Annotated in this window: 21 protein-coding genes; 8 read left to right on the top strand and 13 right to left on the bottom strand. The window is 66.2% G+C overall.

The window, feature by feature from the left end; all coding sequences use genetic code 11:
- Window positions 1-7 precede the first annotated feature (7 nt).
- The 5 genes from pmbA (at window position 8) to AC1RNP_RS14885 (ending at window position 5,235) form a co-directional block, all read left to right on the top strand.
- Window positions 8-1,399, top strand: coding sequence for a metalloprotease PmbA (pmbA, locus tag AC1RNP_RS14865; protein ID WP_493052185.1), 1,392 nt, complete (start codon window positions 8-10; stop codon window positions 1,397-1,399).
- A gap of 81 nt (window positions 1,400-1,480) precedes the next feature.
- On the top strand, window positions 1,481-1,858 hold the full coding sequence (locus tag AC1RNP_RS14870) for a DUF4870 domain-containing protein (protein WP_226470059.1): 378 nt from the start codon (window positions 1,481-1,483) through the stop codon (window positions 1,856-1,858).
- Between the two features lie 160 nt (window positions 1,859-2,018).
- Window positions 2,019-3,494, top strand: a complete 1,476-nt coding sequence (locus tag AC1RNP_RS14875) for a DUF1800 domain-containing protein (RefSeq protein WP_493052060.1) — start codon at window positions 2,019-2,021, stop codon at window positions 3,492-3,494.
- Between the two features lie 2 nt (window positions 3,495-3,496).
- Window positions 3,497-4,654 (top strand): DUF1501 domain-containing protein, encoded by a 1,158-nt coding sequence (locus AC1RNP_RS14880; protein ID WP_493052061.1) that lies wholly within the window; start codon window positions 3,497-3,499, stop codon window positions 4,652-4,654.
- A gap of 128 nt (window positions 4,655-4,782) precedes the next feature.
- The gene (locus AC1RNP_RS14885) at window positions 4,783-5,235 is read left to right on the top strand and encodes a DUF4870 domain-containing protein (protein WP_493052062.1); all 453 of its coding nucleotides are present in this window, start codon (window positions 4,783-4,785) and stop codon (window positions 5,233-5,235) included.
- Between the two features lie 80 nt (window positions 5,236-5,315).
- On the opposite strand, the gene AC1RNP_RS14890 is transcribed toward AC1RNP_RS14885, so the two are convergent.
- The 3 genes from AC1RNP_RS14890 to tilS all read right to left on the bottom strand — a co-directional run bounded on the left by AC1RNP_RS14890 (window position 5,316) and on the right by tilS (window position 7,936).
- Entirely contained in the window at window positions 5,316-6,215 is a 900-nt protein-coding gene (locus tag AC1RNP_RS14890; protein ID WP_493052063.1) for a polyprenyl synthetase family protein, read from the bottom strand.
- 10 nt (window positions 6,216-6,225) lie between these two features.
- Window positions 6,226-6,489, bottom strand: a complete 264-nt coding sequence (locus AC1RNP_RS14895) for an exodeoxyribonuclease VII small subunit (RefSeq protein WP_493052064.1) — start codon at window positions 6,487-6,489, stop codon at window positions 6,226-6,228.
- A 112-nt stretch (window positions 6,490-6,601) separates the two neighbouring features.
- Complete coding sequence (gene tilS / locus AC1RNP_RS14900) at window positions 6,602-7,936, bottom strand: tRNA lysidine(34) synthetase TilS (protein ID WP_493052065.1); 1,335 nt, start codon at window positions 7,934-7,936, stop codon at window positions 6,602-6,604.
- A 103-nt stretch (window positions 7,937-8,039) separates the two neighbouring features.
- Between tilS and AC1RNP_RS14905 the strand changes: the two genes are divergently transcribed.
- Together AC1RNP_RS14905 and lepB are read left to right on the top strand one after the other, a co-directional pair.
- A complete protein-coding gene (locus AC1RNP_RS14905; protein WP_493052066.1) occupies window positions 8,040-9,101 on the top strand; it encodes an NADH:flavin oxidoreductase/NADH oxidase in 1,062 nt (353 codons plus the stop codon).
- Between the two features lie 61 nt (window positions 9,102-9,162).
- Window positions 9,163-9,837, top strand: coding sequence for a signal peptidase I (gene lepB, locus AC1RNP_RS14910; RefSeq protein WP_493052067.1), 675 nt, complete (start codon window positions 9,163-9,165; stop codon window positions 9,835-9,837).
- Between the two features lie 18 nt (window positions 9,838-9,855).
- Here the strand turns inward: lepB and AC1RNP_RS14915 are convergent, their stop codons facing one another.
- From AC1RNP_RS14915 to rnhB, 5 genes are all read right to left on the bottom strand, one after another.
- Window positions 9,856-10,596 carry a tetratricopeptide repeat protein gene (locus tag AC1RNP_RS14915; RefSeq protein ID WP_493052068.1) on the bottom strand — a complete coding sequence of 247 codons (741 nt, stop codon included), beginning with the start codon at window positions 10,594-10,596 and terminating at the stop codon, window positions 9,856-9,858.
- A 51-nt stretch (window positions 10,597-10,647) separates the two neighbouring features.
- Complete coding sequence (locus AC1RNP_RS14920) at window positions 10,648-11,607, bottom strand: acetyl-CoA carboxylase carboxyltransferase subunit alpha (RefSeq protein WP_493052069.1); 960 nt, start codon at window positions 11,605-11,607, stop codon at window positions 10,648-10,650.
- A gap of 200 nt (window positions 11,608-11,807) precedes the next feature.
- On the bottom strand, window positions 11,808-15,362 hold the full coding sequence (gene dnaE, locus AC1RNP_RS14925; protein ID WP_493052070.1) for a DNA polymerase III subunit alpha: 3,555 nt from the start codon (window positions 15,360-15,362) through the stop codon (window positions 11,808-11,810).
- A gap of 280 nt (window positions 15,363-15,642) precedes the next feature.
- A complete protein-coding gene (locus tag AC1RNP_RS14930; protein WP_493052071.1) occupies window positions 15,643-16,272 on the bottom strand; it encodes a hypothetical protein in 630 nt (209 codons plus the stop codon).
- 275 nt (window positions 16,273-16,547) lie between these two features.
- Window positions 16,548-17,210 (bottom strand): ribonuclease HII, encoded by a 663-nt coding sequence (gene rnhB / locus AC1RNP_RS14935; protein ID WP_493052072.1) that lies wholly within the window; start codon window positions 17,208-17,210, stop codon window positions 16,548-16,550.
- A 371-nt stretch (window positions 17,211-17,581) separates the two neighbouring features.
- Here rnhB and AC1RNP_RS14940 point away from each other — a divergent pair, with 371 nt between their 5' ends.
- A complete protein-coding gene (locus AC1RNP_RS14940) occupies window positions 17,582-19,336 on the top strand; it encodes a peptidoglycan-binding protein (RefSeq protein ID WP_493052073.1) in 1,755 nt (584 codons plus the stop codon).
- A 65-nt stretch (window positions 19,337-19,401) separates the two neighbouring features.
- On the opposite strand, the gene lpxB is transcribed toward AC1RNP_RS14940, so the two are convergent.
- From lpxB to bamA, 5 genes are all read right to left on the bottom strand, one after another.
- Entirely contained in the window at window positions 19,402-20,640 is a 1,239-nt protein-coding gene (gene lpxB / locus AC1RNP_RS14945) for a lipid-A-disaccharide synthase (protein WP_493052186.1), read from the bottom strand.
- A 78-nt stretch (window positions 20,641-20,718) separates the two neighbouring features.
- A complete protein-coding gene (gene lpxA / locus AC1RNP_RS14950) occupies window positions 20,719-21,504 on the bottom strand; it encodes an acyl-ACP--UDP-N-acetylglucosamine O-acyltransferase (protein WP_493052074.1) in 786 nt (261 codons plus the stop codon).
- A gap of 1 nt (window position 21,505) precedes the next feature.
- The gene (fabZ, locus tag AC1RNP_RS14955) at window positions 21,506-21,961 is read right to left on the bottom strand and encodes a 3-hydroxyacyl-ACP dehydratase FabZ (RefSeq protein ID WP_493052075.1); all 456 of its coding nucleotides are present in this window, start codon (window positions 21,959-21,961) and stop codon (window positions 21,506-21,508) included.
- Window positions 21,961-22,980 carry a UDP-3-O-(3-hydroxymyristoyl)glucosamine N-acyltransferase gene (gene lpxD / locus AC1RNP_RS14960; protein WP_493052076.1) on the bottom strand — a complete coding sequence of 340 codons (1,020 nt, stop codon included), beginning with the start codon at window positions 22,978-22,980 and terminating at the stop codon, window positions 21,961-21,963. Before lpxD ends, fabZ begins: the two co-directional genes overlap by 1 nt.
- A 23-nt stretch (window positions 22,981-23,003) precedes the next feature.
- Window positions 23,004-25,589, bottom strand: coding sequence for an outer membrane protein assembly factor BamA (bamA, locus tag AC1RNP_RS14965; protein WP_493052077.1), 2,586 nt, complete (start codon window positions 25,587-25,589; stop codon window positions 23,004-23,006).
- Window positions 25,590-25,647 lie beyond the last annotated feature (58 nt).

Raw genomic sequence — 25,647 nt, forward strand, 5'->3', positions numbered from 1 at the left:
GAACGCAATCATCGATCCCGCCGCCGTATCCGCCCGTGACGACAGCCAGGGGCGCCTGGACGCGCTCGCCGAACTGTCGCAGCGCCTGCTCGCGCGCGCGCGCACCCGTGGCGCGACCCAGGCCGAGGTGTCCTGTTCGGAAGACCGCGGCCTCAGCGTGAACGTGCGCATGGGCGCGGTGGAAACCGTGGAGTCGACGCGCGACCGCAGCATCGGCGTCACCGTCTATTTCGGGAAGCGCAAGGGCAGCGCCAGCACGGCGGACCTGCGCGAGGACAGCCTCGATGCGACCGTCGACCAGGCCTGCGCGATCGCGGAGTTCACCGAGGACGACCCGGCCGCGGGCCTCGCCGAGCCCGAACTGATGGCGACGGACCTGCGTGAATTCGACACCTGGCATCCCTGGGCGCTCGATGCCGACCGCGCGATCGACCTCGCGCTGGCATGCGAGGCGGCCGGCCGCGACGTCGACACGCGCATCGGCAATTCTGACGGCGCCTCGGTCGGCAGTAACGAATCGCTGGTCGTGTACGCCAATTCCCATGGCTTCATCGGCCGGGAGCGCGATACCCAGCACAGCATCGGCTGCGCACTGATCGCCGGTCGCGGCGAGGACATGCAGCGCGACGGCTGGTACAGCGTTGCATTGGCCGAATCGGATCTGGAATCGCCCGCCGCGATTGGACGCCGTGCTGCGCAACGCGCGCTGGCACGCCTGTCGCCACGGCAACTGCCCACCGGCGAATATCCGGTGCTGTTCGCCGCCGAGATGGCGCGTTCGCTGATTGGCCATCTCATCGGCGCGGTCTCCGGCGGCGCGCTGTACCGGCGCGCCAGTTTCCTGGTCGACAGCGTCGGCACGCAGCTGTTTCCGGACTGGTTCTCCATCGTCGAGCGACCGTGGCTGATGCGCGGACTGCGTTCGGCCGCGTTCGACAGCGAGGGCGTGGCCACGCGCGAGTCGGCGCTGATCGAGGGCGGCGTGCTGCAGCGTTACGTGCTCGGCAGCTATTCCGCGCGCAAGCTCGGCCTACAGACGACCGCGAACGCGGGCGGCATGCACAATCTCGAGGTCGCGGCTGGCGGTGCCGGCGCTTCCGGATCGGAGTCCGGGGCAAGCCTCGAAACAATGCTGCGCGGTATGGGGCGCGGCCTGCTCGTCACCGAGCTGATGGGGCAAGGTGTGAACGGCATCACGGGTGACTACTCGCGCGGCGCGGGCGGTTTCTGGGTGGAGAACGGCGAAATCGCCTATCCGGTCGATGGCATCACCATCGCCGGCAATCTGAAGCGCATGTTCCAAGGCATCGAGGCGGTGGGAAGTGATATCGACCCTCGCTCGCACCTGCACACGGGCTCGATCCTGATCGGTCGGATGACGGTGGCCGGCTCGGACTGAGCGCGCAGCCAGCGTGCTTTCGATGTACTCTTTCGCTTTCGGGCGCGGATGCCCCGTGCCCGTCATTCCGGGGAGTTCATGATGAGCGATTTCAACGAAGCAACCACGCCTCCACCCGCGCCGACGGGTGCTGCGCCGCAGGAGGACAGAACCCTTGCACTGATCGTGCATTTGTCGGGCATTGTCCTCGGATTTATCGTCCCGCTGATCGTCTGGTTGATCAACAAGGACAAGCCGGAGAAGAGCTTCCTCAACGACCAGTCCAAGGAAGCCCTGAACTTCCAGATCACGCTGCTGATCGTCTATGTGATCGGCATCATCCTTTCGATCATCCTGATCGGTGCCCTGATCAACCTGGCCGCATGGGTGGCATGCCTGATCTTCAGCATCATCGGTGGCATCAAGGCCAACGAAGGTGTGGCCTATCGTTATCCGTTCGCGCTGCGTCTGATCAAGTAATCGCGTGAACAAAACCGGCAACGCCGACGCGCTCGGCGTTGCCGGTTCAGCACGGAATAACCGTTCTGTAACGAATAATTGCATCTCTCCGGTTCGGTGGCGGTCAACTTACCGCCACCACGTGCGTTGATAATGCCGTCTCTGCTTCTGGAGTGGTGCAATGTCAGCACAAGAGGCGGCCAGCGCCACCAACCGATTCGGGCTTGGTGCGAAGCCCGGTGAATTGTCCGCGGCATCCGATGCGCGCGGTTGGCTGCATGCGCAGTTGCGCAAGCAGCCGGCATCGACGGCATTTCAGGAATTGCCGAATAGTCTGGAGTTGCTGCGGCGCGAGGCCGCCTATCAGCAGCTTCGTCGTATGCAGAAGGGCGATACGGATCCGGCGCCGACGCCCGCGCGGATCCCGGACATGGCCGCGCGCATGCCCGCGGTTCCCACTAAACAAGCACTGTCGCCCGAACGCCGTGAACTGACGCAGCTAGGTCTTGCCGACATCGCGGCGCGTTATCGCTATGCGGTGACCACGGATCAGCCGTTCGTCGAACGTCTCGTGCGTTTCTGGTCGAACCATTTCGCCGTCTCCATCGACAAGTCGACGGCGCGTCTGTATGCCGCGCCGATGGAGCGCGAGGCGATCCGCCCGCATGTGCTCGGCCATTTCGGCGACATGCTGTTCGCCGTGGAAACCCACCCGGCGATGCTGCGCTACCTCGACAACGTCGCCTCGGTCGGCGGCGATTCGAAACTGGTGCACTGGCAGGCCGTGCGTGCGCAGCGCAAGGGAGGCAATGGCGACGACGGCATGCCGATGCGCAAGCTCGGCCTCAACGAGAACCTGGCGCGCGAGATCATGGAGTTGCACACGCTCGGCGTGAACGGTGGCTACACGCAGGCCGACGTCACCGAGTTCGCGCGTGCGATCACCGGCTGGAGCGTGCCGGCGCCGCGCCAGCTCACCGATGCGCGCAGCGGCTTCGTGTTCCGCGCCAACGCGCACGAGCCTGGCGCGCGACGCATCATGGGCAAAAGCTACGCCGAGGACGGCGAGGCGCAGGGCAGGGCGGTGCTGCGCGATCTCGCCGTGCATCCGGCCACCGCCCGGCATCTGAGCCTGAAGCTGGCGCGGCATTTCGTCGCCGATGCACCGCCGGACGCGCTGGTGCGGCGGATGGCGAAGGCCTATCTCGACAGCGGTGGCCAGCTCATCGCGCTGTACGCGGCGCTGGTCGACGACGATACCGCCTGGGCGCCGACGGCGCGCAAGTTCAAGACGCCGGATGACTTCGTGGTGTCGGCAATGCGTGCGGGCGGATTCACGCTCGATCAGCGTCCCGGGTCGCTGCCGAATCTGTTGCGCGAACTCGGCCAGCCGATCTTCACTCCGCGCTCGCCAGCGGGCTTTCCCGATACGACCGGCGACTGGGCGGCCGGCGATGCGCTGCGCAAGCGATTGCAGATCGCCGAAACCTTCGCCAATCGTGTCGCGGGTGATCGCACGCCGTTGCAGATGGCGAACGAAGCGCTTGGCGAAGCAGTGGTACGTGGAGATTTTGCTTCGATGTTGCAGCGTGCGGGCTCGCCGCGGGAAGGCTACGCCCTGCTGTTCGCCAGCCCCGCCTTCCAATGGAGGACCTGACGATGAATCTCTCTCGTCGCCGTTTCGTGCTGGGTGTCGGCGGTACCGCGTTGTTGACGGTATGGCCCGGCATCGGTGCGCTCGCCGCGCAATCGAACAAGACCACGGACACGCGTCTGCTCGTGGTGATGCTGCGCGGCGCGATGGACGGCTTGCATCTGCTGCCGCCATACGCCGATCCCGCGTACCTGCGCGCGCGCGGCGCGCTGGCGGTGCAGGACGGGCTCAAGCTCGATGGAAATTTCGCCTTGCATCCGCAGATGAAATTCGCGCACGAACTGTACGGCAAGCGCCAATTGCTGCCGATGCTCGCCATCGCGCCGCCGTATCGGCAGCGCTCGCATTTCGAGGCGCAGGATTGTCTGGAGAACGGCACCGCAAGCCCCGACGGCGCGCGCGACGGCTGGCTCGGACGTTGCGTCGACGCGATGCCGAAGGTGGAAGGCGTGGCGCTCGCGCCGGTGATGCCGCTGTCGCTGCGCGGCACGCGTCGCGCGGAAACCTGGTCGCCACCGTTGACGCAGGAAATCCAGGCCACGCTGTTGCAGCAGCTGCAGCCGTTGTACGCGGCGGACAAGCAGCTCGCGAATGTGTACGCCGATGCCGTCAATGCGCCCGAGATCAATCAGATGCAAAGCGGCGGCAAGCGCGGCGGCTTCGGTTTGCCGCAGGCGATGACGGCGGCGGCGCAGCTGATGACAGGCGCGGGCGGCTTGCGTGTCGGTTTCGTCGAGGACAGCGGCTGGGACACGCATCGTGGCCAGGCCGCGGCGTTACAACGCAAGTTTGCCGAACTCGATGCCGGCCTGCGTGCCGCGCGCGATGGCTTCGGCGACGCTTGGGCGCGCACGATGGTGGTGGTGGTCACCGAATTCGGCCGCACCGTCGCGGTGAACGGCACCGGCGGCACCGATCACGGCACCGGCGGGCTGGCACTGGTGGCCGGCGGCGGCGTGCGTGGCGGGCGCATGCTCGGCGATTGGCCGGGCCTCCAGCCCGCGCAATTGAACGACGGCCGCGATCTGCGTGCGACCGCCGATCTGCGCGCGTTGTTCAAGGGCGCGCTCGGCGAGCATCTGGGCGTGCCGGAATCGGCGCTGGAGACGAAGATCTTCCCCAACAGCAGGAGCGTGCGCGCCCTGGACGGCCTGCTGGCCTGATTCGCGCCTGAATATCCATCTCAGGGCCTGGGTAGGCCATCGGTTGGGTGACTTCGGTCGGATTGAGTCGCGGGCGAATGCCCCGATCGTGAGTCACGGGCCGGAACGTTTCCGGCCGGAGAGCCGCGATGCAAGACACCACCTTCAACGATTCGTCCATGCAATCCGTCGGCGAGAGCGAACGCCACTGGGCGGCGATGGCACATCTGTCGGCGTTGCTGCTCGCCTTCCTCACCAGCTGGGCCGCGGGTCTGGCCGGCGTGCTGGCCGCGGGCGTCATCTATCTGATCAAGCGCAACGACTCCGCCTTCGTGGCCGCGCATGCGCGCGAGGCGGTCAATTTCAATATCAGCATGTTCCTGTACGCGTGCATTGCCGTCGCGGTTGGCGTGGTGCTGGTGGGCGCGACCGTGCTGACGCTGGGCATCGGCGCGATCGTCACCGCGCCTGCGGGCTTGCTGCTGGCGGCACTGGCCATGGCCATCGCGGTGATGTGGCTGGTGTGCAGCATCATCGCCGCGATCAAGGCGTGGAATGGCGAGGAATATCGGTATCCGTTGACGCTGCGTCTGCTGCGTTGAGCGTAACGCTCGTCATTCCCGCCTTCGTGGGAATGACGAGAAAAAGAAGTTCGGTTTGGGAAGAAACAGGCCGGAAACTTCTAGTGCATGCGCTCGATGGCTCGACGTCCGAGCGCGGCGAGCGCCGCCGCGCGATCCCCGAACGGTTGCAGTGCATCCTGCATGGTGCGCGCAAGGGTCACGAGGCGCTCGCGTGAAGCCTCCAAACCGATGAGGGCGGGGAAGGTCGCCTTGGCCTGGGCCGCGTCCTTGCCGGCGGTCTTGCCGAGCGTGGCGCTGTCGCCTTCGACGTCGAGCAGGTCGTCGCGGATCTGGAAGGCCAGCCCGAGCGCGTCGGCATAGCGATCGAGCAATGCGCGCGCGTCGGCGTCGGCGCCCGCCGCGATCGCGCCGAGCCGCACGGAGGCACGCAACAGCGCGCCGGTCTTCATCGCGTGCAGGCGTTCGAGATCGGCGAGCGCGGTCGCGTCCGCCGCGCCGGTGGCGTCGATATCCAGGGCCTGTCCGCCGCACATGCCGCTGGCGGCGGCGGCGAGTTCGCGCAGCATCGCCACGCGCGCGTCCGCGCTCGCGGGCGCGTCGGCCAGCGTCGCGAATGCCAGCGACTGCAGCGCGTCGCCGGCGAGGATGGCGATGGCTTCGTCGTAGGCGACATGCACGGTGGGCTGGCCACGGCGCAGGGCGTCGTCGTCCATCGCCGGCAGGTCGTCGTGCACCAGCGAATAGGCGTGGATCAGTTCCACCGCGGCGGCCGGCGCGTCGAACAGCGCGGCATCGGCGCCAGCGGCGTCCTTGAACACGGCGCCAGCGGCGTACACGAGCAGCGGCCGCATCCGCTTGCCGCCGAGCAGCACGGCATGGCGCATCGCGGCATGCAGGCGGTGCGGGGTGATGCCAGGATCGGGCAGCACGCGCGCGAGCGCGGCATCGGCGCGCAGGCGCCAGGCTTCGATCGATGTGTCGACTGCGGACGAACTCACGCGGTCGGGCTCAGACGTCTTCGGCGCGCGGCGTGCCGAACGGTTCGGCGGCGGCGGGATTCTCGGGATCGCTGAGCAGGCGCACGCGCAGCTCGGCCTGTTCCAGTGCCTGTTGGCAGCGGCGATACAGGCCGACGCCGCGTTCGTAGGCGGCCAGCGATTCCTCCAGGCTCATCTCGCCGTGCTCCATCTTCTCGACGAGTTGCTCGAGCGCTTCGAGCGAGTTCTCGAAATCGGCGACGGGGGAGGTTTCCGCGGAGGATTTGCGTGCCATGGGCGCAGTTTACGTCAACGGTCCAAAGGATGTTTCGACGGATGTATCGAGGCCATCCATGGCGCAATGGGCTGGCTTCGGCGAGTCGGCCTGGCCATGCGTGGCCAGGCGCTCATTGGCGCACGCGCGATGGCTCGTAAGTATGCTTCTGAGCCCAGCATAGCCGTGAGCCGTTCGCGCGCAGCCAGGCATCGAAGGTCGCCGAATAGACGAGATCGCCCGCCGCCAGCACTTCGCCGGCGGCGTTGCGGAGGATCGGCAGGCGCTCGCGTTCCCAGGGCGGAACGCCGAGGTCCTGCAGCACGTGCTTGAGCGCGTGCGAATGCGTGCGCCCGGGCAGGACGATGCGTTCCCCGCCGCGCCGCGTGCCGGCTTCGAGCGGGGACTCGAAGCCGTCCGTTCCTTCGAGAAGCAACGAACCGCCTGCGGGTAGCACGAGCGGTGCCCGGCCATCCCACGCGGCATGCCAATCCTGCGGCAGCGGCGCGCATTGCATGCCGGCGTGCAGCAGGTCACGCCAGCGCCGGATGATGGCGCCGTGCCAGGCGAATTCGCTTTCCCGATCGTCGGTGGCCGTGAGCAGGACGGTTTCGATCTGAGAAACGCCTTGCGCCGGCAAGGGTGGCAGTGCGAGCGATTCGATCCAGCGCCTGAGCACGCGCGCGCGGCGCGCAAGTGGCAGCGCGAGCAGGCGAGGCGCGGACAAGGCTTGGGGATCGAGCGTGCGTGCGCTTGCGAGTGCCGTGGCATCGTCTTCCTCGAGCAATGTCTGTGTTTCACCAGACAGCTGCGCCGAACGCGCGAGCGCGGCATCGGATTCAGGCCAGCGCTCGCGCAGCAGCGGCAGGATGCGGTGGCGCAGGAAATTGCGGTCGTGGTCGAGGCTGCTGTTGCTCGGATCATCGATCCAATGCAGGCCATGTGCCCGTGCATAGGTCAGCAATGCACCGCGCGGTGTTTCGAGCAAGGGGCGCCACAACCAGGCGTGTCCGAAGCGTCGCCATGGATGCATGGCAGCCAGTCCGTCCGTGCCGGATGCGCGGAGGGCGCGCAGCAGGAACGTCTCGGCCTGATCGTCCCGATGATGGGCGAGGGCCAGGATTTCGTTCTCGCTCAGGGCCTCGGCGAATGCGCGCCGTCGCGCCGCGCGCGCGGCGGCTTCGATTCCCTGGCCGCCGTCGCGGTCGACTTCGACACGCACGACCTGCAGTGGCACATCGAGCGACAGGCAGACCTCGCGGCAATGCTCCGCCCAGGCATCCGCATCGGCATGCAGGCCGTGATGCACATGGATCGCGCGCAATCCGCGTTCGCGCATCGCCGGTTGCCGCGCGAGCAGGTGCAGCAGCACGCCGGAATCCAGGCCGCCGCTGAAACCCACCAGCACGCCGCGTGTCTGCGTGTCGGGCGGAATGGGGAGGATGTCGGGCGGCGATGCCTCGTTCATGGCGCGATGTTGCCACGTCGCCGCAATGCAGTGATCCACCGGCAATGCCGAGCCGCCCCCCGTGCTTGCCTATAGTGGAATGCCGTCCGCAGACCGAACCCGCATGAGCGCCCTGTTCGCCCCGTTCCCGCAGCGCAGCCTCACCCTGAAGAACCGCATCGCCGTCTCGCCCATGTGCGAGTACTCGGCCGTCGACGGCATGCCGGACGACTGGCATCTCGTGCATCTGGGCAGCCGCGCGGTGGGCGGTGCGGCCGCCGTGATCACCGAGGCCACCGCCGTGTCGCCGGAAGGGCGGATTTCGCCGCAGGACACCGGCCTCTGGAACGACACGCAGGCCGAGGCCTGGGCGCGGATCACGGCCTTCGTGGCGGCGCAGGGTGCGGTCCCGGGCATCCAGCTCGCGCATGCCGGGCGCAAGGCCAGCACGCACGCGCCCTGGCTTGGGCATGGCGAGGTGCCGCCGGCCGAGGGCGGTTGGCAGACGGTGGCACCGTCGGCGGTCCGCTTCAGTGAGGATTACCCGCTGCCGCAGGCGCTCGACGCCGACGGTATCGGCAAGGTCGTCGCCGATTTCCGTGCGGCGACGCTGCGTGCGCTGGAGGCGGGTTTCCAGTTGATCGAACTCCACGCCGCGCATGGCTATCTTCTGCATCAATTCCTGTCGCCGTTGTCGAACCGGCGCGAGGACGCCTGGGGCGGCGGCTTCGACGGTCGTACCCGCGCATTGCGCGAAGTGATCGCGACCGTGCGCGAGGTCTGGCCGGAGCGGTTGCCGCTCTGGCTGCGCATTTCCGCGACCGACTGGGTCGAGGGCGGGTGGAACATCGAGGAAAGCGTCGAGCTGGCACGCATCGTGCGCGGGCTTGGCATCGATCTCGTCGACACCTCCAGCGGCGGCCTGTCGCCGCGGCAGAAGATTCCGGTTGAGCCGGGATATCAGGTGCCGTTCGCGGCGCGCATCCGTCGCGAAGCCCGTATCGCCACGGGCGCCGTCGGGCTGATCACGGAGCCGGAACAGGCGGAGCGGATTGTCGCGAGCGGCGATGCCGACGTCGTGGTGATGGCGCGGGAGCTGTTGCGCGATCCGTACTTCCCGCGTCGCGCCGCGAAGGTGCTCGGAGGCGAGTTGCAGGCGCCCGCGCAGTACCTGCGGGCGTGGTGAGAAAGGGCGCCGGTCGCCGCTGAGGGTCTGCTAGAGTCGTTCCGGGTTTTTGGGGAAAGCCATGGCGACCGCAAGGCAATGGATCGCGAAGGGATTGCTGTCGTTGGCGGTGCTGGCTGCGCTGGCTGTCATCGCCATGTACGTGATCAATCCGTTCGGAGTGCGATCGCATGATCCACGGCAGCGGATCCTCGGTTTTGGGGTTTATCGCGTGCCTGCCAGCAGCATGTTGCCCACGCTGAAGACGGGCACGTTCATTTTCACCAATGCGGGCTACTACCGGAATCATGAGCCGGCACGTGGCGACATCGTGGTTTTCTCGCCGCCGCATCATCCCGATCAGACATGGGTCAAGCGGGTGGTCGGGTTGCCCGGCGACCACATCGTTTACGAAAACAACGAGGTCACCATCAACGGCAAGCCGGTGTCCTATGAGCGGATCGGTGCTTACGAAGGACATGGCAGGGATGCCTACATGACCGGCGCCGCCGAGTTGCGCGAGAACCTTCCAGGCCACCCACATGCCATCCTGGAGATGGAGAATCTGCCATTCGTCGATCAGGGCGAAGGCGATTGGGACGTGCCGCCGGGCCACTACTTCATGATGGGCGACAACCGCGACCGTAGCGACGACAGTCGCTTCTGGGGCACCGTCCCGCGCGAGGCCTTGTACGGCAAGGTGGTCAGCAGATTCGAAGGATTTGCCGGCCTCGAAACTCCGCCGGGACAGCAATAGCCGGCGGCATCGATTTTTTCAGAGCGCTTCGCGCTTGGCGATATCGATCCACTCGCGCTGTTCGCGCTGGTAGTAGCTCGGCGCCAGCTTCGCCCGTTTGATGGTCTCGGCGAACAAGGCGCCCGCCTTGGCGAGTTCGCCGTTGCGCTTGAGCAGCAAGGCATAGCGCACGCGCGCTTCCTCGCCGGGATAGCCGCCCGCGACGACGGCTTCGTATTCGTGCAGCGCGGCGGCGACTTCGCCGCTGGCCTCGACCGTGCGCGCATACAGCAAATGGCCGTCGCTGGAGCGGAAGTCGGGATTGGCGGCGATGAGCTCATCCAGTGTCTGCTTCGCCTGCTGCGGCTGTTCGAGGGCGAACTGCGCCTTGGCCAGCCCGAGCATGAGGTTCGGGTCGGTCTTGTAAAGACCCTTGAGGGCGGAGCGGTAGAGCTCAGCCGCCTGCTGGTAGTCGCCGCTGAGCAGGCTCTGCTCGGCGAGGCGTCGGCGGTTGTCCTGGGTGTCGGCGATATCGAGCTGGCGGCTCGCCTTGCGCTTGCCGCGTTCGGGATCGATACGGTCGTGCACGCTGCGCACCACGCGCCGTGCGCCGCGGCTGTGGCGCATCTCCGGCAGCACTTCCGCGAACACGTAGATCGCCACGGCGATGAACGATCCGATCAGCAGGAGGAAGATCCAGTACATCGGGCGCCCGGTCCGGATGACGTGCACGGCGCAGGTGATCTGCAGCAGGACAGACAGGATCAGGATAGGGCTCATGGGATCAGGCTCATCGACATTCCGTGTGCGTTGTCGCGTCGTGCGTTTGCTTCAGGCTGCTTCGTAAGCACCGTAGCCGCGCAGGCGGCGGTAGCGCTTCTCGATGAGTTCGTCGGCCGGAATCCCTTGCAGCGCATCCAGTTCGTTGAGCAGCACCGCTTTCAGTCGCGTCGCCATCTGTTTCGGATTGCGATGCGCGCCGCCGGTCGGCTCGCGCACGATCTTGTCGATCAGGCCGAGTTCGAGCAGGCGCTTGGCGGTCAAGCCGAGCTGTTCGGCGGCGTCCTTGGCCTTGTCGGCGGTTTTCCACAGGATCGAGGCACACCCTTCCGGCGTGATCACCGAGTAGGTGCTGTATTCGAGCATCAGCGTGCGGTCGCCGACGCCGATGGCGAGCGCGCCGCCGGAGCCGCCTTCGCCGACCACGGAGCAGATGATCGGTGTGCGCAACTCCGACATTTCCAGCAGGTTGCGGGCGATGGCCTCGGACTGGCCGCGCTCCTCGGCACCGATGCCGGGATAGGCGCCGGGCGTGTCGATGAAGGTCAGCAGCGGCAGCTTGAAGCGCTCGGCCATCTTCATCAGGCGCAGCGCCTTGCGATAACCCTCCGGGCGCGGCATGCCGAAGTTGCGGCGCACCTTGGACTTGGTGTCGCGGCCCTTCTCGTGGCCGATGATCATCACGCTGCGGCCGTCGATGCGGCCGAGGCCGCCGACAATGGCGCTGTCGTCGGCGTAGGCGCGGTCGCCGGCGAGCTCCTGGAACTCGTCGCAGATCACGCGGATGTAGTCGTAGGTGTACGGCCGCGCCGGATGGCGGGCGAGCTGCGAGACCTGCCAGGGCGTGAGGTCGCGGAAGATCTGCGCGGTGCGCAGCCGCAGCTTGTCCTGCAGGGCGTGTACTTCGGCGTCGACGTTGACCGCCGGGCCGGTGCTGGCCTGGCGCAGGTCCTGGATCTTGGCCTCCAGGTCGGCAATGGGTTGCTCGAAGTCCAGGTAATTCGGGTTCATCAGCGGGATGGCCGCGGGAAAGGGGACAGTCTAGCCGAAGGATCGCCTTTTCCCTTCTCCCTCCGGGAGAAGGTGCCCCACAGGGGCGGATGAGGGAAGGAGGATCCAGACCCACGGGAGCGTTCCCTGGCAAGTCATTATCCTTCCCTCATCCGGCGCTTCGCGCCACCTTCTCCCAAGGGGAGAAGGGAGAGCAACTGCTAATTCGCCCAGGGTCGATTGCCCATGGCCACCCGCACCGTCCGCACGCCGGGCTGGGCGCGCAGGCTGCCGGCGAGGTCGGCATCGACCCGCACGCCGTTGCTGCCGTTGAGATCCAGCGTGCCGGCGGTGCCGGCCGGCAGCAGCAGGTCGTAGCGCAGGGGCGTGTTGCCGGGGCGATGCTGGGCCAGCACGTGCTCGATGCGGTCGAGCAGGCCCGGGACGCGCAGGTCCAGGCGCAAGGCCAGTTGCTGCGCGCTCTGCGGACAGAGCTGGCGATAGTCCCAGCAGCGCCGCGCGCGCAGGGAGAAACCGCCGCTGAACTCGTCCTCGCGCAGGCCGCCCTCGACGATCAGGATGCGGTCGCGCGTGAGCAGCTGCGCGAATTCGAAATAGGCCTCGGCGAAGAACGCGCATTCGATGCGGCCGCGTCCGTCCTCGAGCTGCACAAAGGCCTGTGAATCGCCGCGCTTGCGCATGCCGATCACCATGCCGGCAACGATCGCGGTGGTTTCCTGGCGCCAGCTGCGGCCTTCCTGCGAGCGTCCGCCCTGTTGCGAGCGCTCCCACACGGTGTCGAGCTGGCTGAGGTCGGTGCCCACCAGCAGCGTGAGTTCGTCGCGGTAGGGATCGATCGGATGGCCGCTCAGGTAATGGCCGAGGGTGTCGCGTTCGCCGTTGAGCTTCTGCGCCAGCGGCCATTCCTCGGTTTCCGGCAGTTCGATACGCGAACTGGAGGCGGGTTCGGCGAAGCCGCCGAACAACGAGTTCTGGCCGGCTTCGCGTTCGCGCGCCATCTGGTCGGTGGCCTTCAGCACTTCCGGCAATTGCAGCTGCAGCGATGCGCGATTCTTGCCGAGCGCATCGAGCGCGCCGGCGTTGGTCAGTGCTTCCAGCGTGCGCCGGTTCAACTTCGACGATTCCACGCGGCGGCAGAAGTCGAGCAGGTCCTCGTACTGGCCGGAGCGTAGACGCTCGGACGCGATGGCCTCGCAGGCGCCCTGGCCGACGCCCTTCACCGCGCCGAGGCCATAACGGATGGTGCGTTCGTCGATCGCCTCGAACATGTAGTTCGACGCGTTGACGTCCGGCGGCAGCACGGTGAGGCCGAGCGCGCGCGCTTCGTCGAGGAACATCACCACCTTGTCGGTGCTGTCCATGTCCGAGGACAGCACTGCGGCCATGAACTCGGCGGGGTAGTGCACCTTCAGCCAGGCGGTCTGATAGGCGACCAGCGAATAGGCGGCCGCGTGCGACTTGTTGAAGCCGTAGCCGGCGAACTTCTCCATCAAGTCGAAGATCGGGCCGGAGACGCGCGGTTCGATGTTGTGGTGCTCCTTCGCACCGGTTTCGAACTTGCTGCGCTCCTTCGCCATCTCCTCGACTTTCTTCTTGCCCATCGCGCGGCGCAGCAGGTCGGCGCCGCCCAGCGAATAGCCGGCCAGCACCTGCGCGGTCTGCATCACCTGTTCCTGGTAGACGAAGACGCCGTAGGTGGGCGCGAGCACGGGTTCCAGCAGCGGATGCGGATACTTCACTTCCGCACGGCCGTGCTTGCGCTCGATGAAGTCCGGGATCAGGTCCATCGGGCCTGGCCGGAACAGCGAGTTCAAGGCGATGAGGTCTTCGAAGCGGTCGGGTTTCGCGCGCTTGAGCAATTCGCGCATGCCGCGGGATTCGAACTGGAACACCGCGACCGTTTCACCGCGTGCGAACAGCTCGTAGGCTTTCACGTCGTCGAGCGGCAGCGATGCGATGTCGAGCGGTGCCTCCTGCAGGTGCGCGCGATGCGCGTTGATCGCCTTCACCGCCCAGTCGATGATGGTGAGCGTGCGCAGGCCGAGGAAGTCGAACTTGACCAGCCCGACGGCCTCGACATCGTCCTTGTCGAATTGCGTGACCGGGTTGCGGCCGCGGCCCTCGCCGTCGTGTTCGGCGAACAGCGGGCAGAAATCGCTGAGCGGGCTCGGCGCGATCACCACGCCACCGGCGTGCTTGCCGGCGTTGCGGGTGAGGTCTTCCAGTTGCAGTGCGAGGTCGATCAGATCGCGGACGTCGTCCTCGTCGTTGTAGCGCTGGATCAGTTCGCTGCTGGACAGTTCGGGATCGCGTTGCGCTTCCTCCGAGCGGCCGAGCGCGTCGTCGAGGCAGACGCCCAGCGTCAGCGGAATGAGTTTTGCGATGCCGTCGACGAAGCCGTAGGGGAAACCGAGCACGCGGCCGGCGTCGCGCACCACCGCCTTCGCCGCCATCGTGCCGTAGGTGATGATCTGGCTGACGCGGTCGCGGCCATACTTCGCCGCGACGTAGTCGATCACCTCGTCGCGGCGATCCATGCAGAAGTCGATGTCGAAGTCCGGCATCGACACGCGTTCCGGATTGAGGAAGCGTTCGAACAGCAGGTCGTAGGGCAACGGATCGAGATCGGTGATGCCCAAGGCCCATGCGACGAGCGAACCGGCGCCCGAACCGCGTCCCGGGCCGACCGGAATGCCGTGGTCCTTCGCCCAGTTGATGAAGTCGGCCACGATCAGGAAGTAACCGGGGAACCCCATCTTGATGATGACGTCGAGCTCGCGATCCAGCCGCGCTTCGTAATCGGCGCGGGTGTAGCCGTCGGCGACGGGATGTTTCTGCAAACGCTTGACCAGGCCGTCGCTTGCCTCGCTGCGGATCCAGGAATCCAGCGTGTGATCCGACGGGACCGGGAACGCCGGCAGGAAGTACGTGCCCAGGCGCAGTTCGAGATTGCAGCGCTGCGCCAGCGCGACCGCGTTGTCGATGGCGTCGGGCACGTCGGCGAACAGTTCCGCCATTTCGTCGGCGGATTTCAGGTATTGCTGCGGTGTGTAGTCGTGCGGACGGCGCGGATCGTCGAGCACGCGGCCGGACGCGATGCACACGCGCGCCTCGTGCGCGTCGAAGCCGCTCTCGTCGAGGAAGCGCACATCGTTGCTCGCCACCACGGGAATGCCGAGTTTCGACGCCGCATGCAGCGCGAACGTGTTGTAGGCGGTTTCGCCCTCCAGGCCGGCGCGGGTGATTTCCAGATGCAGCCGGTCGTCGAACGTGCGTTGCAGATCGGCCAGCACACCTTCGGCGAGATCGTGACGGCCGCCTTCGGCGAGCTGTCCCGCCTGCGCCTGCCGTCCCGAGAGGGCGAACAAGCCTTTCACGGCAGAGCCGTCGTTGCTCTCCTTCAGCCAATGCGGGCGCACCACCACGCCATCATGGCGCTGTCCTTCCATCCACGCGCGCGTGAGCAGGCGCGAGAGCGCCAGATAGCCGTCGTGATCGCGACACAGCAGCGTGAGCCGCGATGGCGCCTCGTCGCCCTCGGCGATGAGCACGTCGGCACCGGCGATCGGCTTGATGCCGGTGCCCTCGGCGGCGCGGTAGAACTTCACCAGCGAGAACAGATTGTTGCGATCGGTCACCGCCACCGCTGGCAGGCCGAGCGCGGCGCAACGCTTGACGAGTTCCGGGATGCGGATCGTCGAATCGGCCAGCGAATACTCGCTGTGCAGGTGGAGGTGGGCGAAGCGTGCGGGCATGAACGGGACGGCTCAGCAGACCAGTCCGAGGCAGTGTCGCGCCACGATGGCCGGTCTTGCGAACGAGTGATCGACCCGCAGGTTAGGGCGTGGGACGGACAGGAACAAGGCTTGACATCGCCGCTCGGATTGAAAGCGACGGACACCGGCCGTGTCTGGTTGCCGGGATCGGAATCCGGTCGAAAACGCCCTCGCCCCGAGATGGGGAAAGGGCGTGTCCCGATGCCCGCGGAGTGCTCGGCGGGTGGGGAGCGGCGACTTGCGGGATCAGATCACCCGGTCACACCACCCGGAATGGCCTGTGCTCCGCCGCGTGCGGGTCCGGGCCGTAGTGCCGCGTGTGAACGCGCAGGCGCTGCGACGCCAGGGCCAGTTCGTCCAGGCGGTCGCGGACCCAGGCCGCGCGCTGGGCGTCGCCGTCGCCGGTCGGGTGCCGCGTGGTGCGGTAGTCGCAGAAATCGCGGTAGTCCTCGACTTCCTCGGCGAATGCCGGCCAGGTCAGCTCGATCAGCAGCACGTCGTCTAGGCGGCCGAGCAGCGGCACGTGGTCCGGGATCAGATCATTCTCGAGTTGCACGTAGTCGTTGAGCTTCTTCATCCGCATGCGCTGCGCCTCGGTGCAATCCCAGTCGGCATCCGCGCACATCGCGCGTAGTTCGTGCAGGCGGTGGAGGCGCTCGCCGATCTCATATTCCGCCTGTTCCGGCGGCATGTCGTTGAGCCAGTTGATCAGCCGCCGCAGGCGTGGGACATCGACACGCGGCGCATCCGGATGCAGTTCATGGATTAGCGCGTCGAACCGGGCGACCGCCGAGGGCTGCAGCGCCGGCACGCCCGTGGCCGGCCGTCTGGCGTTCGGCGAGGCGGCCCCACCCAGTGGAGGCATCGAGGAGGAGAAGGAGAAGGCCATGGAACACCTCGGATTCCGGCCTGTCATTGCATCGGACGGCCCCTGACCGGAAAGGTGGCGCGTCCGGCATCGTCAAGACGAACATGCTGCGTGCGCGACCTCAGTGTGCGCACGTTTCCTTCGGTGCGGGCGTGACGCGACGCACAGCACGCCTACCGGCATCGCAAGCGGCTTAGCGATTTTTCATCTGTGTGCAGGCCGCATCATGAGCCTGGATTGTCCATTCCGGCGGCACCCGCAGTCATGTGACGCGCAGTGTCAATGCGCTGAACCAGTCAGCCAATCGATGCGTTTTGCGGAAGCAGAGATGCTCCGCATTCACGCACCGGCGCGAAACTGCGGCGGTGTTGCGGACATGGCCCATGCAGCGACAGCGCCTGCAAATGCGCGGGCGTGGGATAGCCTTTGTGCGCGTCGAAGCCGTATTGCGGATAGTCGACGTGCAGCGCGCGCATGGCGCGATCGCGCGCGACCTTGGCCAGGATCGAGGCCGCCATGATCGCCGGATCGAGCGCGTCGCCGCCGATCAATGCCTCGGCCGGGCAGGGCAGGTCGCGCGGCAATCGATTGCCGTCGATGCGCGCGAATTGCGCGGCGGGCGTCAGCGCGCACAGGGCCCTGCGCATGCCGACGAGCGTGGCCTGCAGGATGTTCAGCGCATCGATCTCGTCGGCTTCGACGAATTCCACGCGCCAAGCCAGCGCGCGTTCCATGATCAGCGGATACAGCGCCTCGCGACGCGCTTCCGGCAGCTTCTTGGAGTCGTTGAGGCCTTCGATGGGGCGGTCCGGGTGCAGGATGACTGCGGCTACCGTCACAGGACCGGCCAATGGTCCACGTCCGGCTTCGTCGATTCCTGCTATTAACGGTAATTTAACCATCGAATTCGGTAACCTGAACGTCCCCAAGGATTGGGGGCATCGCAAGACATGGAACATTCGGATGAAGTCTAAAGGAATCGAAAGCCTCGACCGGCGGCCTGCCACTTCGGGGAACCCCTCTCACCGCGAATCCCTCTGGTCGGCTGACCGGAGTTGGTCTTGTCATGTCAGCGCGGCGTCGGCTTCGACGTTTGACATGACATTCCCCCGAAACGCGCCGGCCCGCTCCGCGGGATGACCACCGGAAGTTTGATCGCGGGCCACTCAAGCGCGCGCCTTTCGCGATAAACCGGCAAGGCGGGCGCGGGCAGGTTCGCGTACCACGGAAAAACGGAACGGCATGAGCCATCAAGGTCTGATGTCGATCCAGCACGAGAAATCTCTTCAATTGGCAAAGCTCTGATCCCCACTCACTCAGGAGGTGATTTGTGACGGATAACATCGATACGAGGAATTTGGATGCCCTGGCGGGCGCGGTCTATTTCACCGTCGGGCGCGGAACCGAAGGCGGCAGCGCGTCGTACCGCCTGTCGGTCGCCGGTGTCGACAAGAGCGAATGGGGCCAGGTCAGCGCGGTCGCCGCGAACAGCGGCTACAGCATGGGCACGATCCAGGTCGATTTCGGACAGCGCGGCACCTGGCCGCTCGGCGCGATCGAGAACCGCAAGCTCAACGAAGGCGAGAAGACGTACGTCGATGCCGTCATCGAGCAGGCTTCGGCCTACGCGAAGCAGCATGGCCTGAAATTCACCGACGACCTCGCGCAGCTGCGCACCGATCTGCTGACGCACGGCAACGGCGAGGGCAAGCGCTCCTCCATCACCTACATCGATACCGACACCCGCGACAGCATCAATGCCTGGGCGTCTTCCGATGAAGGCAAGAAGTGGATCCACAGCAACATCGACTATCCGCAGGTGAGGAACGCGACGCAGACCGCGATGTCGATCCTCGACAAGCACGGAAGCAATGTGCCGGAGGATCGTCGCTTCGAAGCCATCAACATCCTTGCCAAGACCGCTAACCAGTTCCCGAGCCAGTTGGAAAAACTGGAGAAGGTGCTGAAGGACGGCGGCGATTACGACGCGCTGCTGGCGAAGACCAAGGAGATCAAGGGCACCTATTCGTTCTATGACGGCCCGAAAGCGGCGTCGGTGGCGGAAAAGTACGAGAACAATTACGGCGATCCGAGCAAGAAGGAAGCGCTCGACCGCGCGCATGCCAAGGTGAGCAAGCGCGACTTCGATCCGAACACCGAGAAGACCGACGAGGATCTCAAGCAGGCCAAGGCCGCGCTCGGTGGCGGTTCGCAGAGCAAGTCGTCCGACGCCGTGCTCGAGCAGGGCGAGAGCGGCAAGAAGGTCCGCAAGCTGGAAGCGAACCTCGCCGGTCTCGGCTACGTCGATGCCCAGAGCCAGGTGCTCGCGGTGGACGGCAAGTTCACGGCCGAGACGAAGCAGGCGGTGGAAGCCTATCAGCGCGGCGCCAATCTGCAGCCGGTGGACGGCAAGGCCGGTCCGAAGACCCTGGGCTCGATCGACGAGACCGTGCGCGGGTTGCAGGAAAACCTCAACAAGCTCGGCGTCACCGGTCCAAACGGCAAGGCGATCGGCGTGGATGGTTATTACGGCGACGGTACGCGTGATGCGGTGAAGGCGTTCCAGGAAAAGAACGGGCTGGACCCCACGGGCATCGCCGATCCCAAGACGCTCGATGCGATCAAGAACAAGGCGCAGCAGTTGGGCCAGACCGACCCGGTGCGTCCGGTCGATGCCAAGCCGGAGCCCGCGCCGCAGTCCGAGGCCGAGCGTCTGGGTCGCGCGAATCCGATCTTCAATCAGGCCATGCAGGCGCTGGAGAAGCTGGGCCCCAACGGCGGCTTCGCGAACCGCGAGCAGATGGAGCGTGCCGCCGGCACCATCGCCTTTGAAGCCAAGGTGACCGGCATGGAGCGGGTCGACAAGATCGTGGCCAGCACCGACGGCAAGGGCCTGATCGCCGTGCAGATCAATCCGAACAATCCGCATGACGTGAATCGCGAATACGTCGACAAGTCGCATGCCGCCACGCAGCCGTTGAACCAGAGCCTGCAGCAATTGAACGCGGAGACGCAGCGACAGGATCAGGAATCGCGCAAGATCATCGATGCGCCGATCGCGCAGCCTGGGCGGGCATTTGCCTGAACCCGGCGGGAGCGGTGTGGAAGCACCGCTCCGGTTTCATCCGGGCTGTTACTTGGATGAGTAGTTCACGCGACGCCCGCATCCGCGGGCGTCGTCGTTTCCGCGCCGAGGAATTCCGAGATCGCATCGGCCGCGCGCGCGGATGCATCCTGTCGCAAGGCCAGGTGCAGCTCGCGATAACGCGCCTGTAGCGATTCGACCGCATGCGGATTGCGGAACCAGGCGAGTACCGCATCGGAGAGCTTGTCCGGTGTGCAGTCATGCTGCATCAGTTCCGGCGCGAGATCGGCGCCCGCCAACACGTTGGGTAGTGCGTAGCGATCGACCTTGAGCATGCCGAAGCCCTTCACGATCGAATAGGTCAGCGGCGCGATCCTGTAGCCGACCACCATCGGCCGCTTGGCCAGCATCGCTTCGAGCGTGGCGGTGCCCGAAGCGAGCAGGACGACGTCGGCCGCGATCATCGCCGTGCGGGCGTTGCCGTCGATGAGCTGGATATCCGGCGCCGCGATTCCGGCATCCGGCAGCAACCGTTCGATCGCCGCGCGGCAGGCGGCGTTGGCGGCGGGCACGACGACCCGCAGCCCAGGCAATTGCGCCGCCACGCGTGCGGCCGCGGCGAGGAACGGCGCGCCGAGACGGCCGATTTCGCCCAGACGCGAACCGGGAAGCAACGCCAGCACAGGCGCGTCCTGCGCGAGGTCGAGGCGCGCGCGCGCTTGCGCGCGATCCGGATCGAGTGGCATCTCGTCGGCGAGCGGATGACCGACGAAACGCGCATCCACGCCATGCTTGGCATAGGTCGGCGGCTCCATCGGAAACAGGCACAGCACGCGCGAAGCCGACAGGCCGATCTTCTCCGCGCGCTTTTCCCGCCACGCCCACACCGATGGACTGACGTAATGCACCGTGCGGATGCCGCGTGCCTTCAGCCAGCGTTCCACGCCGAGATTGAAATCAGGCGCATCGATGCCGACGAAGACGTCGGGCTGCCACGCCAGCAGGCGTTTGCGCAGGTTGCGTCGCAGTTTCAGCAGGCGCGGCAGGTGCGAGAGCACTTCCGCCAGCCCCATCACCGCCAGCTCCTGCGCATCGAACCACGTATCGAGGCCGGCGGCGCGCATCGCGTCGCCGCCGACGCCCGCGAACTGCGCATCGGGAAAGCGCTTGCGCAATTCGGCGATCAGGCCGGCGCCGAGCAGGTCACCGGAAGCTTCGCCGGCGCACAGCGCGATGCGTTTCGGCGCGATGATCGGTAAGCCGGGGTCGGAAGAGGGCAAAGCGGGCTCACTGCTGGAGGCAATGGGCGCATTTTGCCGCGATGGCGATACTTTTGCCTGTCTCCCGCCAAACTCGAAGGCAGGGCAGGGGAAATGCGGGTTTCAGCGCAGCAGCGGACGCTCGCCGCTATCGATGAATTCGAGGAATGCGCGAACGTCCTCGCTGCCCTGCGCGAGCTCGCCGAGCTTGGCGCGTGCCTGCTCCAGCGTGTCGCCCGAGACGTAGAGCGCGCGATAGGCGCGCTTGATCGCACTGATGCGTTCACTGTCGAAGCCGCGGCGCTTCAGGCCCTCGCTGTTGATGCCGCGCGGGCGTCCCTGTTCGCTCTGCGCCACCATCACGAATGGCGGCACGTCGCCGGAGATCAGCGCGCCCATGCCGATGAAGGCGTGCGCGCCGATGCGGCAGAACTGATGCGCGCCGGAGAAGCCGCTCATGATCACCCAGTCGCCGACGCTGACGTGTCCGGCCAGCGTGGTGTTGTTGGAGAACACGCAGTGGTTGCCGATGTGGCAGTCATGCGCGACATGGGTGTAGGCGAGCAGCCAGTTGTCGTCGCCGATGCGGGTGACGCCGCCGCCGTTGCCGGTGCCGCGATTGAGGGTGACGAACTCGCGGATCACGTTGCGGTCGCCGATCACCAGTTCGACGCGTTCGCCCTGGTATTTCTTGTCCTGCGGATCGCCACCGATGGCGGCGTGGCCGTGGATATGGTTGTCGCGGCCGATCCGGGTGGGGCCGAGGATGCTGCAATGCGCGCCGATGCGCGTGCCTTCGCCGATCTCCACGTCCGCACCGATGACGGTGAAGGCGCCGACCGAGACATTGGCGCCGAGTCGTGCCGACGGATCGATGACCGCGCTGGCATGAATGCCCGCGACTGACATGTCAGACCTTCACCTCGGCGCAGAGGATGTCGGCACTGGCGACCTGCTGGTTGTCCACGCGGGCGATGCCGCAGTACTGCGTCATGTTGCGGATGGTGCGCTTGATCGTGACCTCGAGTTCCAGGCGGTCGCCCGGCACCACCATGCGCGAGAACTTGGCGTTGTCCACCTTCACCAGATACGACAGCCGCCCTTCCTGGCTGCGGGGTTGGCTGACTTCGCTCAGCACGCCGCCGGCCTGCGCGAGCGCTTCGATCACCAGCACGCCCGGCATCACCGGATGGCCGGGGAAATGGCCCTGGAAGAAATGCTCGTTGCAGGTGACGTTCTTGTAGGCCAGGACGCGCTTGCCGGGTTCGAGCTCGGTCACGCGATCGACCAGCAGGAACGGATAGCGGTGCGGCAGATACTGCCGGATGGCGGCAATATCCAGGGGCAGAATGATTTCGGAGGACATCAGGATTCCTTATCGCGCGCGCCGAGTTTGCGCGCCATTGCATCGAGTTGTTTGAAGCGTGCGGCGCTCTTGCGCCAGTCGCGGTTGTCCATCAGCGGGGTGCCGGAAGAATACTCTCCTGGCTCGCGGATCGAATTCGTCACCAGGCTCATCGCCGTGATCATCACGCGATCGCAGATTTCCAGGTGCCCGAGTACGCCGGCGGCGCCGCCGATCAGGCAGTAGCGGCCGATGACGGCGCTGCCGGCGACCGCCGAGCATCCCGCCATGGCGGTGTGTGCGCCGATGCGCACGTTGTGGCCGATCTGGATCTGGTTGTCGAGGCGGACGTCCTCTTCCAGCACCGTGTCCTCGATCGCGCCGCGGTCGATGGTGGTGTTGGCGCCGATTTCGCAATCGTCGCCGATCACCACGCCGCCTTGTTGCGGCACCTTGATCCAGCGGCCCTGATCCATTGCCAGGCCGAAACCGTCGGCGCCGAGCACGGCGCCCGGATGGACGAGCACGCGCTTGCCCAGCCGCACGCGACGCACGAGCGTGATGCGTGCGACCAGTTCGCAGCCGGCGCCGACTTCGCAATCCTCGCCGATCACGCAGCCCGGGCCGACGATCGCGCCGGCATGCACGCGCGAACGCGCGCCGATGGCGACGAACGGGCCGATCTGCGCGCCAGGATCGATGTCCGCGGACGGGTCGATCACGGCGCTGGCATGGATGCCCGGCTGCACGGCCGCGGGCGGATCGAACAGCGCGGCGATCTTGGCGAAGGCGACGTAGGGATCAGCGGCGATCAGCGCCGTGCCCCCATAGCCTTCCGCGTCGGCCGCGCGCATCACCACGACGCTCGCGGCCGAATCGGCGAGCTGCGGGCGATAGCGTGGATTGGAGAGGAAGGCGAGCTGTCCGGCGCCGGCTTTCGCGAGCGTCGCCACGGAGTCGACACGCACCGCGCCATCGCCGTGCAAGGCGATGGCGAAACGTTCGGCCAGTTCGCTGGCGGAGTACGAGGCGCCGGCCATGGCAATTGACCGATACGGCGGCGTCAGAACGCGCCGCCGAAGGTGAACTGCAGGCGCTCGATTTCGTCGGCTTCCTGGGTCTGCACGCCGTTGGCGTCGTACTTGCTGCCCTGGTTGCGCAGCGGGAACGCGTAGCTGATCGAGATCGGGCCGACCGGCGCGCGCCACATCAGCGCGATGCCGTAGGACGCGCGCAGTTCGCCGGCGTCGAAGCTGTCGTAGTCCTTGTAGACGTTGCCGAAGTCAAGGAACGCGGAAATGCGAGCCGCCGGGCTGTCGAACAGCTTCGGGAAGAACATTTCAAACGACCCGACCGTCTTGAACGAACCACCGATCGGCTGCATGTAGCGGGCATCGGTGTAGCCGTAGGGTGCGTCGCGCGGACCGAGCGTGTTGTCGCGATAGCCGCGCACCGAGCGCGCGCCACCGGCGTAGAAGTTTTCGAAGAAGGGCAGGCCGGTGGCGGTGAAGCTGTCGGTCTGGATCGTGCCGGGCGGGCAGCTGCCGGAACCGGCCGCGCTGCTGGTCGTGACGCTGCTGCCGCCGGGCGGAATCACAGGGCCGCCGGGCAGCGCCTGGCAGCTGACGAGCGTCTTGTCGGAGCCGTAGCTGTCGCCGTAGCCGACTTCGAAGCGGGTGTTGAGCACCAGCGCCCTGGAGATAGGCCAGTACTTCGAGAACTCGTAGTTGAGCTTGTAGTACTCGGCGGTGGAGCCGGGCAGCGTGGTTTCCAGCGAGATGCGGTTCAAGGTGCCGGCGGTGGGCTGCAGGTAGTCGTTGCGCGTATCGCGCGACCAAGCCAGCGTCGTGCGCCAGGAGTGGAACGTGCGTTCGCCGAGCGCGTCGATGTACTTCACGATGCTGTCGGGCGTGCTGCCGCGATAGGTGAAGATCTCGTTGCGATCGAGGGCGAACGACGCGCGGACCGAATCAGACTCGGACAGCGGCAGGCCGAACACGACTTCGGCGGCGGCGCTGGTGGAGGAGTACTGCGCGGTGTTGTATTCGGAGTTGTCGAACTCACGCCACCACAGGTTGTAGCCCAGCGTCAGGCCGTTGTCGGTGAAGTACGGGTTGAGGAAGGAGAACGAATAGCGCTTCAGGTAGACGTTGCGCTGCGCTTCCACGGAGACCTGGTTGCCGCTGCCGAGGAAGTTGTTCTGCGTCAGCTGCACGGACGTGGTCAGGCCGGCCAGCTGCGAGTAGCCGAGGCCGAAGACGAAGCTGCCGGAGGTGGTTTCCTTGACGTTGAAGACCACGTCGACTTCGTCGTTGCTACCGGCCACCGGCTTGGTTTCGACGTCGACGCTGCCGGGCTCGAAGAAGCCCAGGCGCTGCAGGCGCAGCTTGGAACGGTCGACGGCCACCTGCGAGTACCAGCTGCCTTCGAACTGGCGCATCTCGCGGCGCATCACTTCGTCGGAGGTGCGCGTGTTGCCCTTGAAGTCGATGTGGCGAACCATCACGCGCGGTCCCGGCACCACCTGCATGTTGATGCCGACGGTGCGGTTTTCGCGATTGACGTCCAGGTCCGGATTCACGCGGGCGAAGGCGTAGCCGATGTTGCCGAGCGTGGCCGTGATCTGGTCGGAGCTGAATTCCAGCAGCGCGCGCGAGAAGGTCTGCTCGGGCTTGGCCAGCACCATGCGCTCGATCTGCTCCTTCGGCAGGATCGTGTCACCGCTCACCTCGACCTTGGAGATCTTGTAGATCTCGCCCTCGGTGAGGCCCATGGTGAGGAACATGTCGCGCTTGTCGGAGCTGATGGCGACCTGCGTGCTGTCGACGTTGAAGTCGATATAGCCGCGATCGAGATAGAAATTGGTGAGCTTCTCGAGATCGCCGGAGAGCTTCTCGCTCGAATACTGGTCGTCGCGGCGGTACCAGCTCAGCCAGTTGCTTTCGGACGATTCCCAGGTGTCGGTGATCTGCTTCTGCTCGAAGGTGTCGTTGCCGACCAGGTTGATGTGGCGGATCTTGGCCGCCTTGCCTTCCTTGATGGCGATGGTGACGTCGACGCGGTTGCGGTCGAGCTTGCTCACCGTCGGCGTCACTTCGACGTTGTACTTGCCCTTGTTGTTGTACTGGCGCTTCAGTTCCAGCGTGACCCGGTCGAGTGCGAGGCGGTCGAAGGTTTCGCCCTCGGCCAGGCCGATGTCCTTCAGGCCCTTGAGCAGGTCCTCGCTCTTGATGTCCTTGTTGCCGGTCAGGGTGAGCTTGTTGATCGCCGGACGCTCGGTGACGGTGACGACCAGGATGTCGCCCTGGCGATCGACCCGGATGTCCTCGAAGAAGCCGGTCTTGTACAGCGCCCGCACCGCCTGCGCGATGCGGCTCTGGTCGACGGTGTCGCCGCGCTCGATCGGCAGGTAGGTGAACACGGTGCCGGCGCCGATGCGCTGCAGGCCGTCGATGCGGATGTCGCTGACGGTGAAGCCGGTGTTGTTCACCACCGGTGCGGGCGTGAGTGCGGGTGCGGCGGCGGGAGCGGTGGAGGGTGGCGCGATGCCGAAAGCGGCCTGCGGATCGGTCGCCTGCTGGGCCCAAGCGGGGGCGGTAGCCGATGCGAGGGCGAGGACAAGCAGGCGGCGGGTCGGAATACGCGTCATCAATACAGGTCCACGGTGAAATGCAAAGGGCCGGCCGCGGGAGGCGGCAGCAGGGGTT

The sequence above is a fragment of the Luteimonas sp. GW821-FHT14E02 genome (genome assembly GCF_058803905.1).

Excerpts from the sequence above, each read along its gene's own strand:
- AC1RNP_RS14870 (WP_226470059.1), top strand. The coding sequence starts at position 1,481 with ATGAGCGATTTCAACGAAGCAACCACGCCTCCACCCGCGCCGACGGGT.
- AC1RNP_RS14875 (WP_493052060.1), top strand. The coding sequence starts at position 2,019 with ATGTCAGCACAAGAGGCGGCCAGCGCCACCAACCGATTCGGGCTTGGT.
- AC1RNP_RS14880 (WP_493052061.1), top strand. The coding sequence starts at position 3,497 with ATGAATCTCTCTCGTCGCCGTTTCGTGCTGGGTGTCGGCGGTACCGCG.
- AC1RNP_RS14885 (WP_493052062.1), top strand. The coding sequence starts at position 4,783 with ATGCAAGACACCACCTTCAACGATTCGTCCATGCAATCCGTCGGCGAG.
- AC1RNP_RS14895 (WP_493052064.1), bottom strand. The coding sequence starts at position 6,489 with ATGGCACGCAAATCCTCCGCGGAAACCTCCCCCGTCGCCGATTTCGAG.
- tilS (WP_493052065.1), bottom strand. The coding sequence starts at position 7,936 with ATGAACGAGGCATCGCCGCCCGACATCCTCCCCATTCCGCCCGACACG.
- AC1RNP_RS14905 (WP_493052066.1), top strand. The coding sequence starts at position 8,040 with ATGAGCGCCCTGTTCGCCCCGTTCCCGCAGCGCAGCCTCACCCTGAAG.
- lepB (WP_493052067.1), top strand. The coding sequence starts at position 9,163 with ATGGCGACCGCAAGGCAATGGATCGCGAAGGGATTGCTGTCGTTGGCG.
- AC1RNP_RS14915 (WP_493052068.1), bottom strand. The coding sequence starts at position 10,596 with ATGAGCCCTATCCTGATCCTGTCTGTCCTGCTGCAGATCACCTGCGCC.
- AC1RNP_RS14920 (WP_493052069.1), bottom strand. The coding sequence starts at position 11,607 with ATGAACCCGAATTACCTGGACTTCGAGCAACCCATTGCCGACCTGGAG.
- dnaE (WP_493052070.1), bottom strand. The coding sequence starts at position 15,362 with ATGCCCGCACGCTTCGCCCACCTCCACCTGCACAGCGAGTATTCGCTG.
- AC1RNP_RS14930 (WP_493052071.1), bottom strand. The coding sequence starts at position 16,272 with ATGGCCTTCTCCTTCTCCTCCTCGATGCCTCCACTGGGTGGGGCCGCC.
- rnhB (WP_493052072.1), bottom strand. The coding sequence starts at position 17,210 with ATGTTCCATGTCTTGCGATGCCCCCAATCCTTGGGGACGTTCAGGTTA.
- lpxA (WP_493052074.1), bottom strand. The coding sequence starts at position 21,504 with ATGTCAGTCGCGGGCATTCATGCCAGCGCGGTCATCGATCCGTCGGCA.
- fabZ (WP_493052075.1), bottom strand. The coding sequence starts at position 21,961 with ATGTCCTCCGAAATCATTCTGCCCCTGGATATTGCCGCCATCCGGCAG.
- lpxD (WP_493052076.1), bottom strand. The coding sequence starts at position 22,980 with ATGGCCGGCGCCTCGTACTCCGCCAGCGAACTGGCCGAACGTTTCGCC.
- bamA (WP_493052077.1), bottom strand. The coding sequence starts at position 25,589 with ATGACGCGTATTCCGACCCGCCGCCTGCTTGTCCTCGCCCTCGCATCG.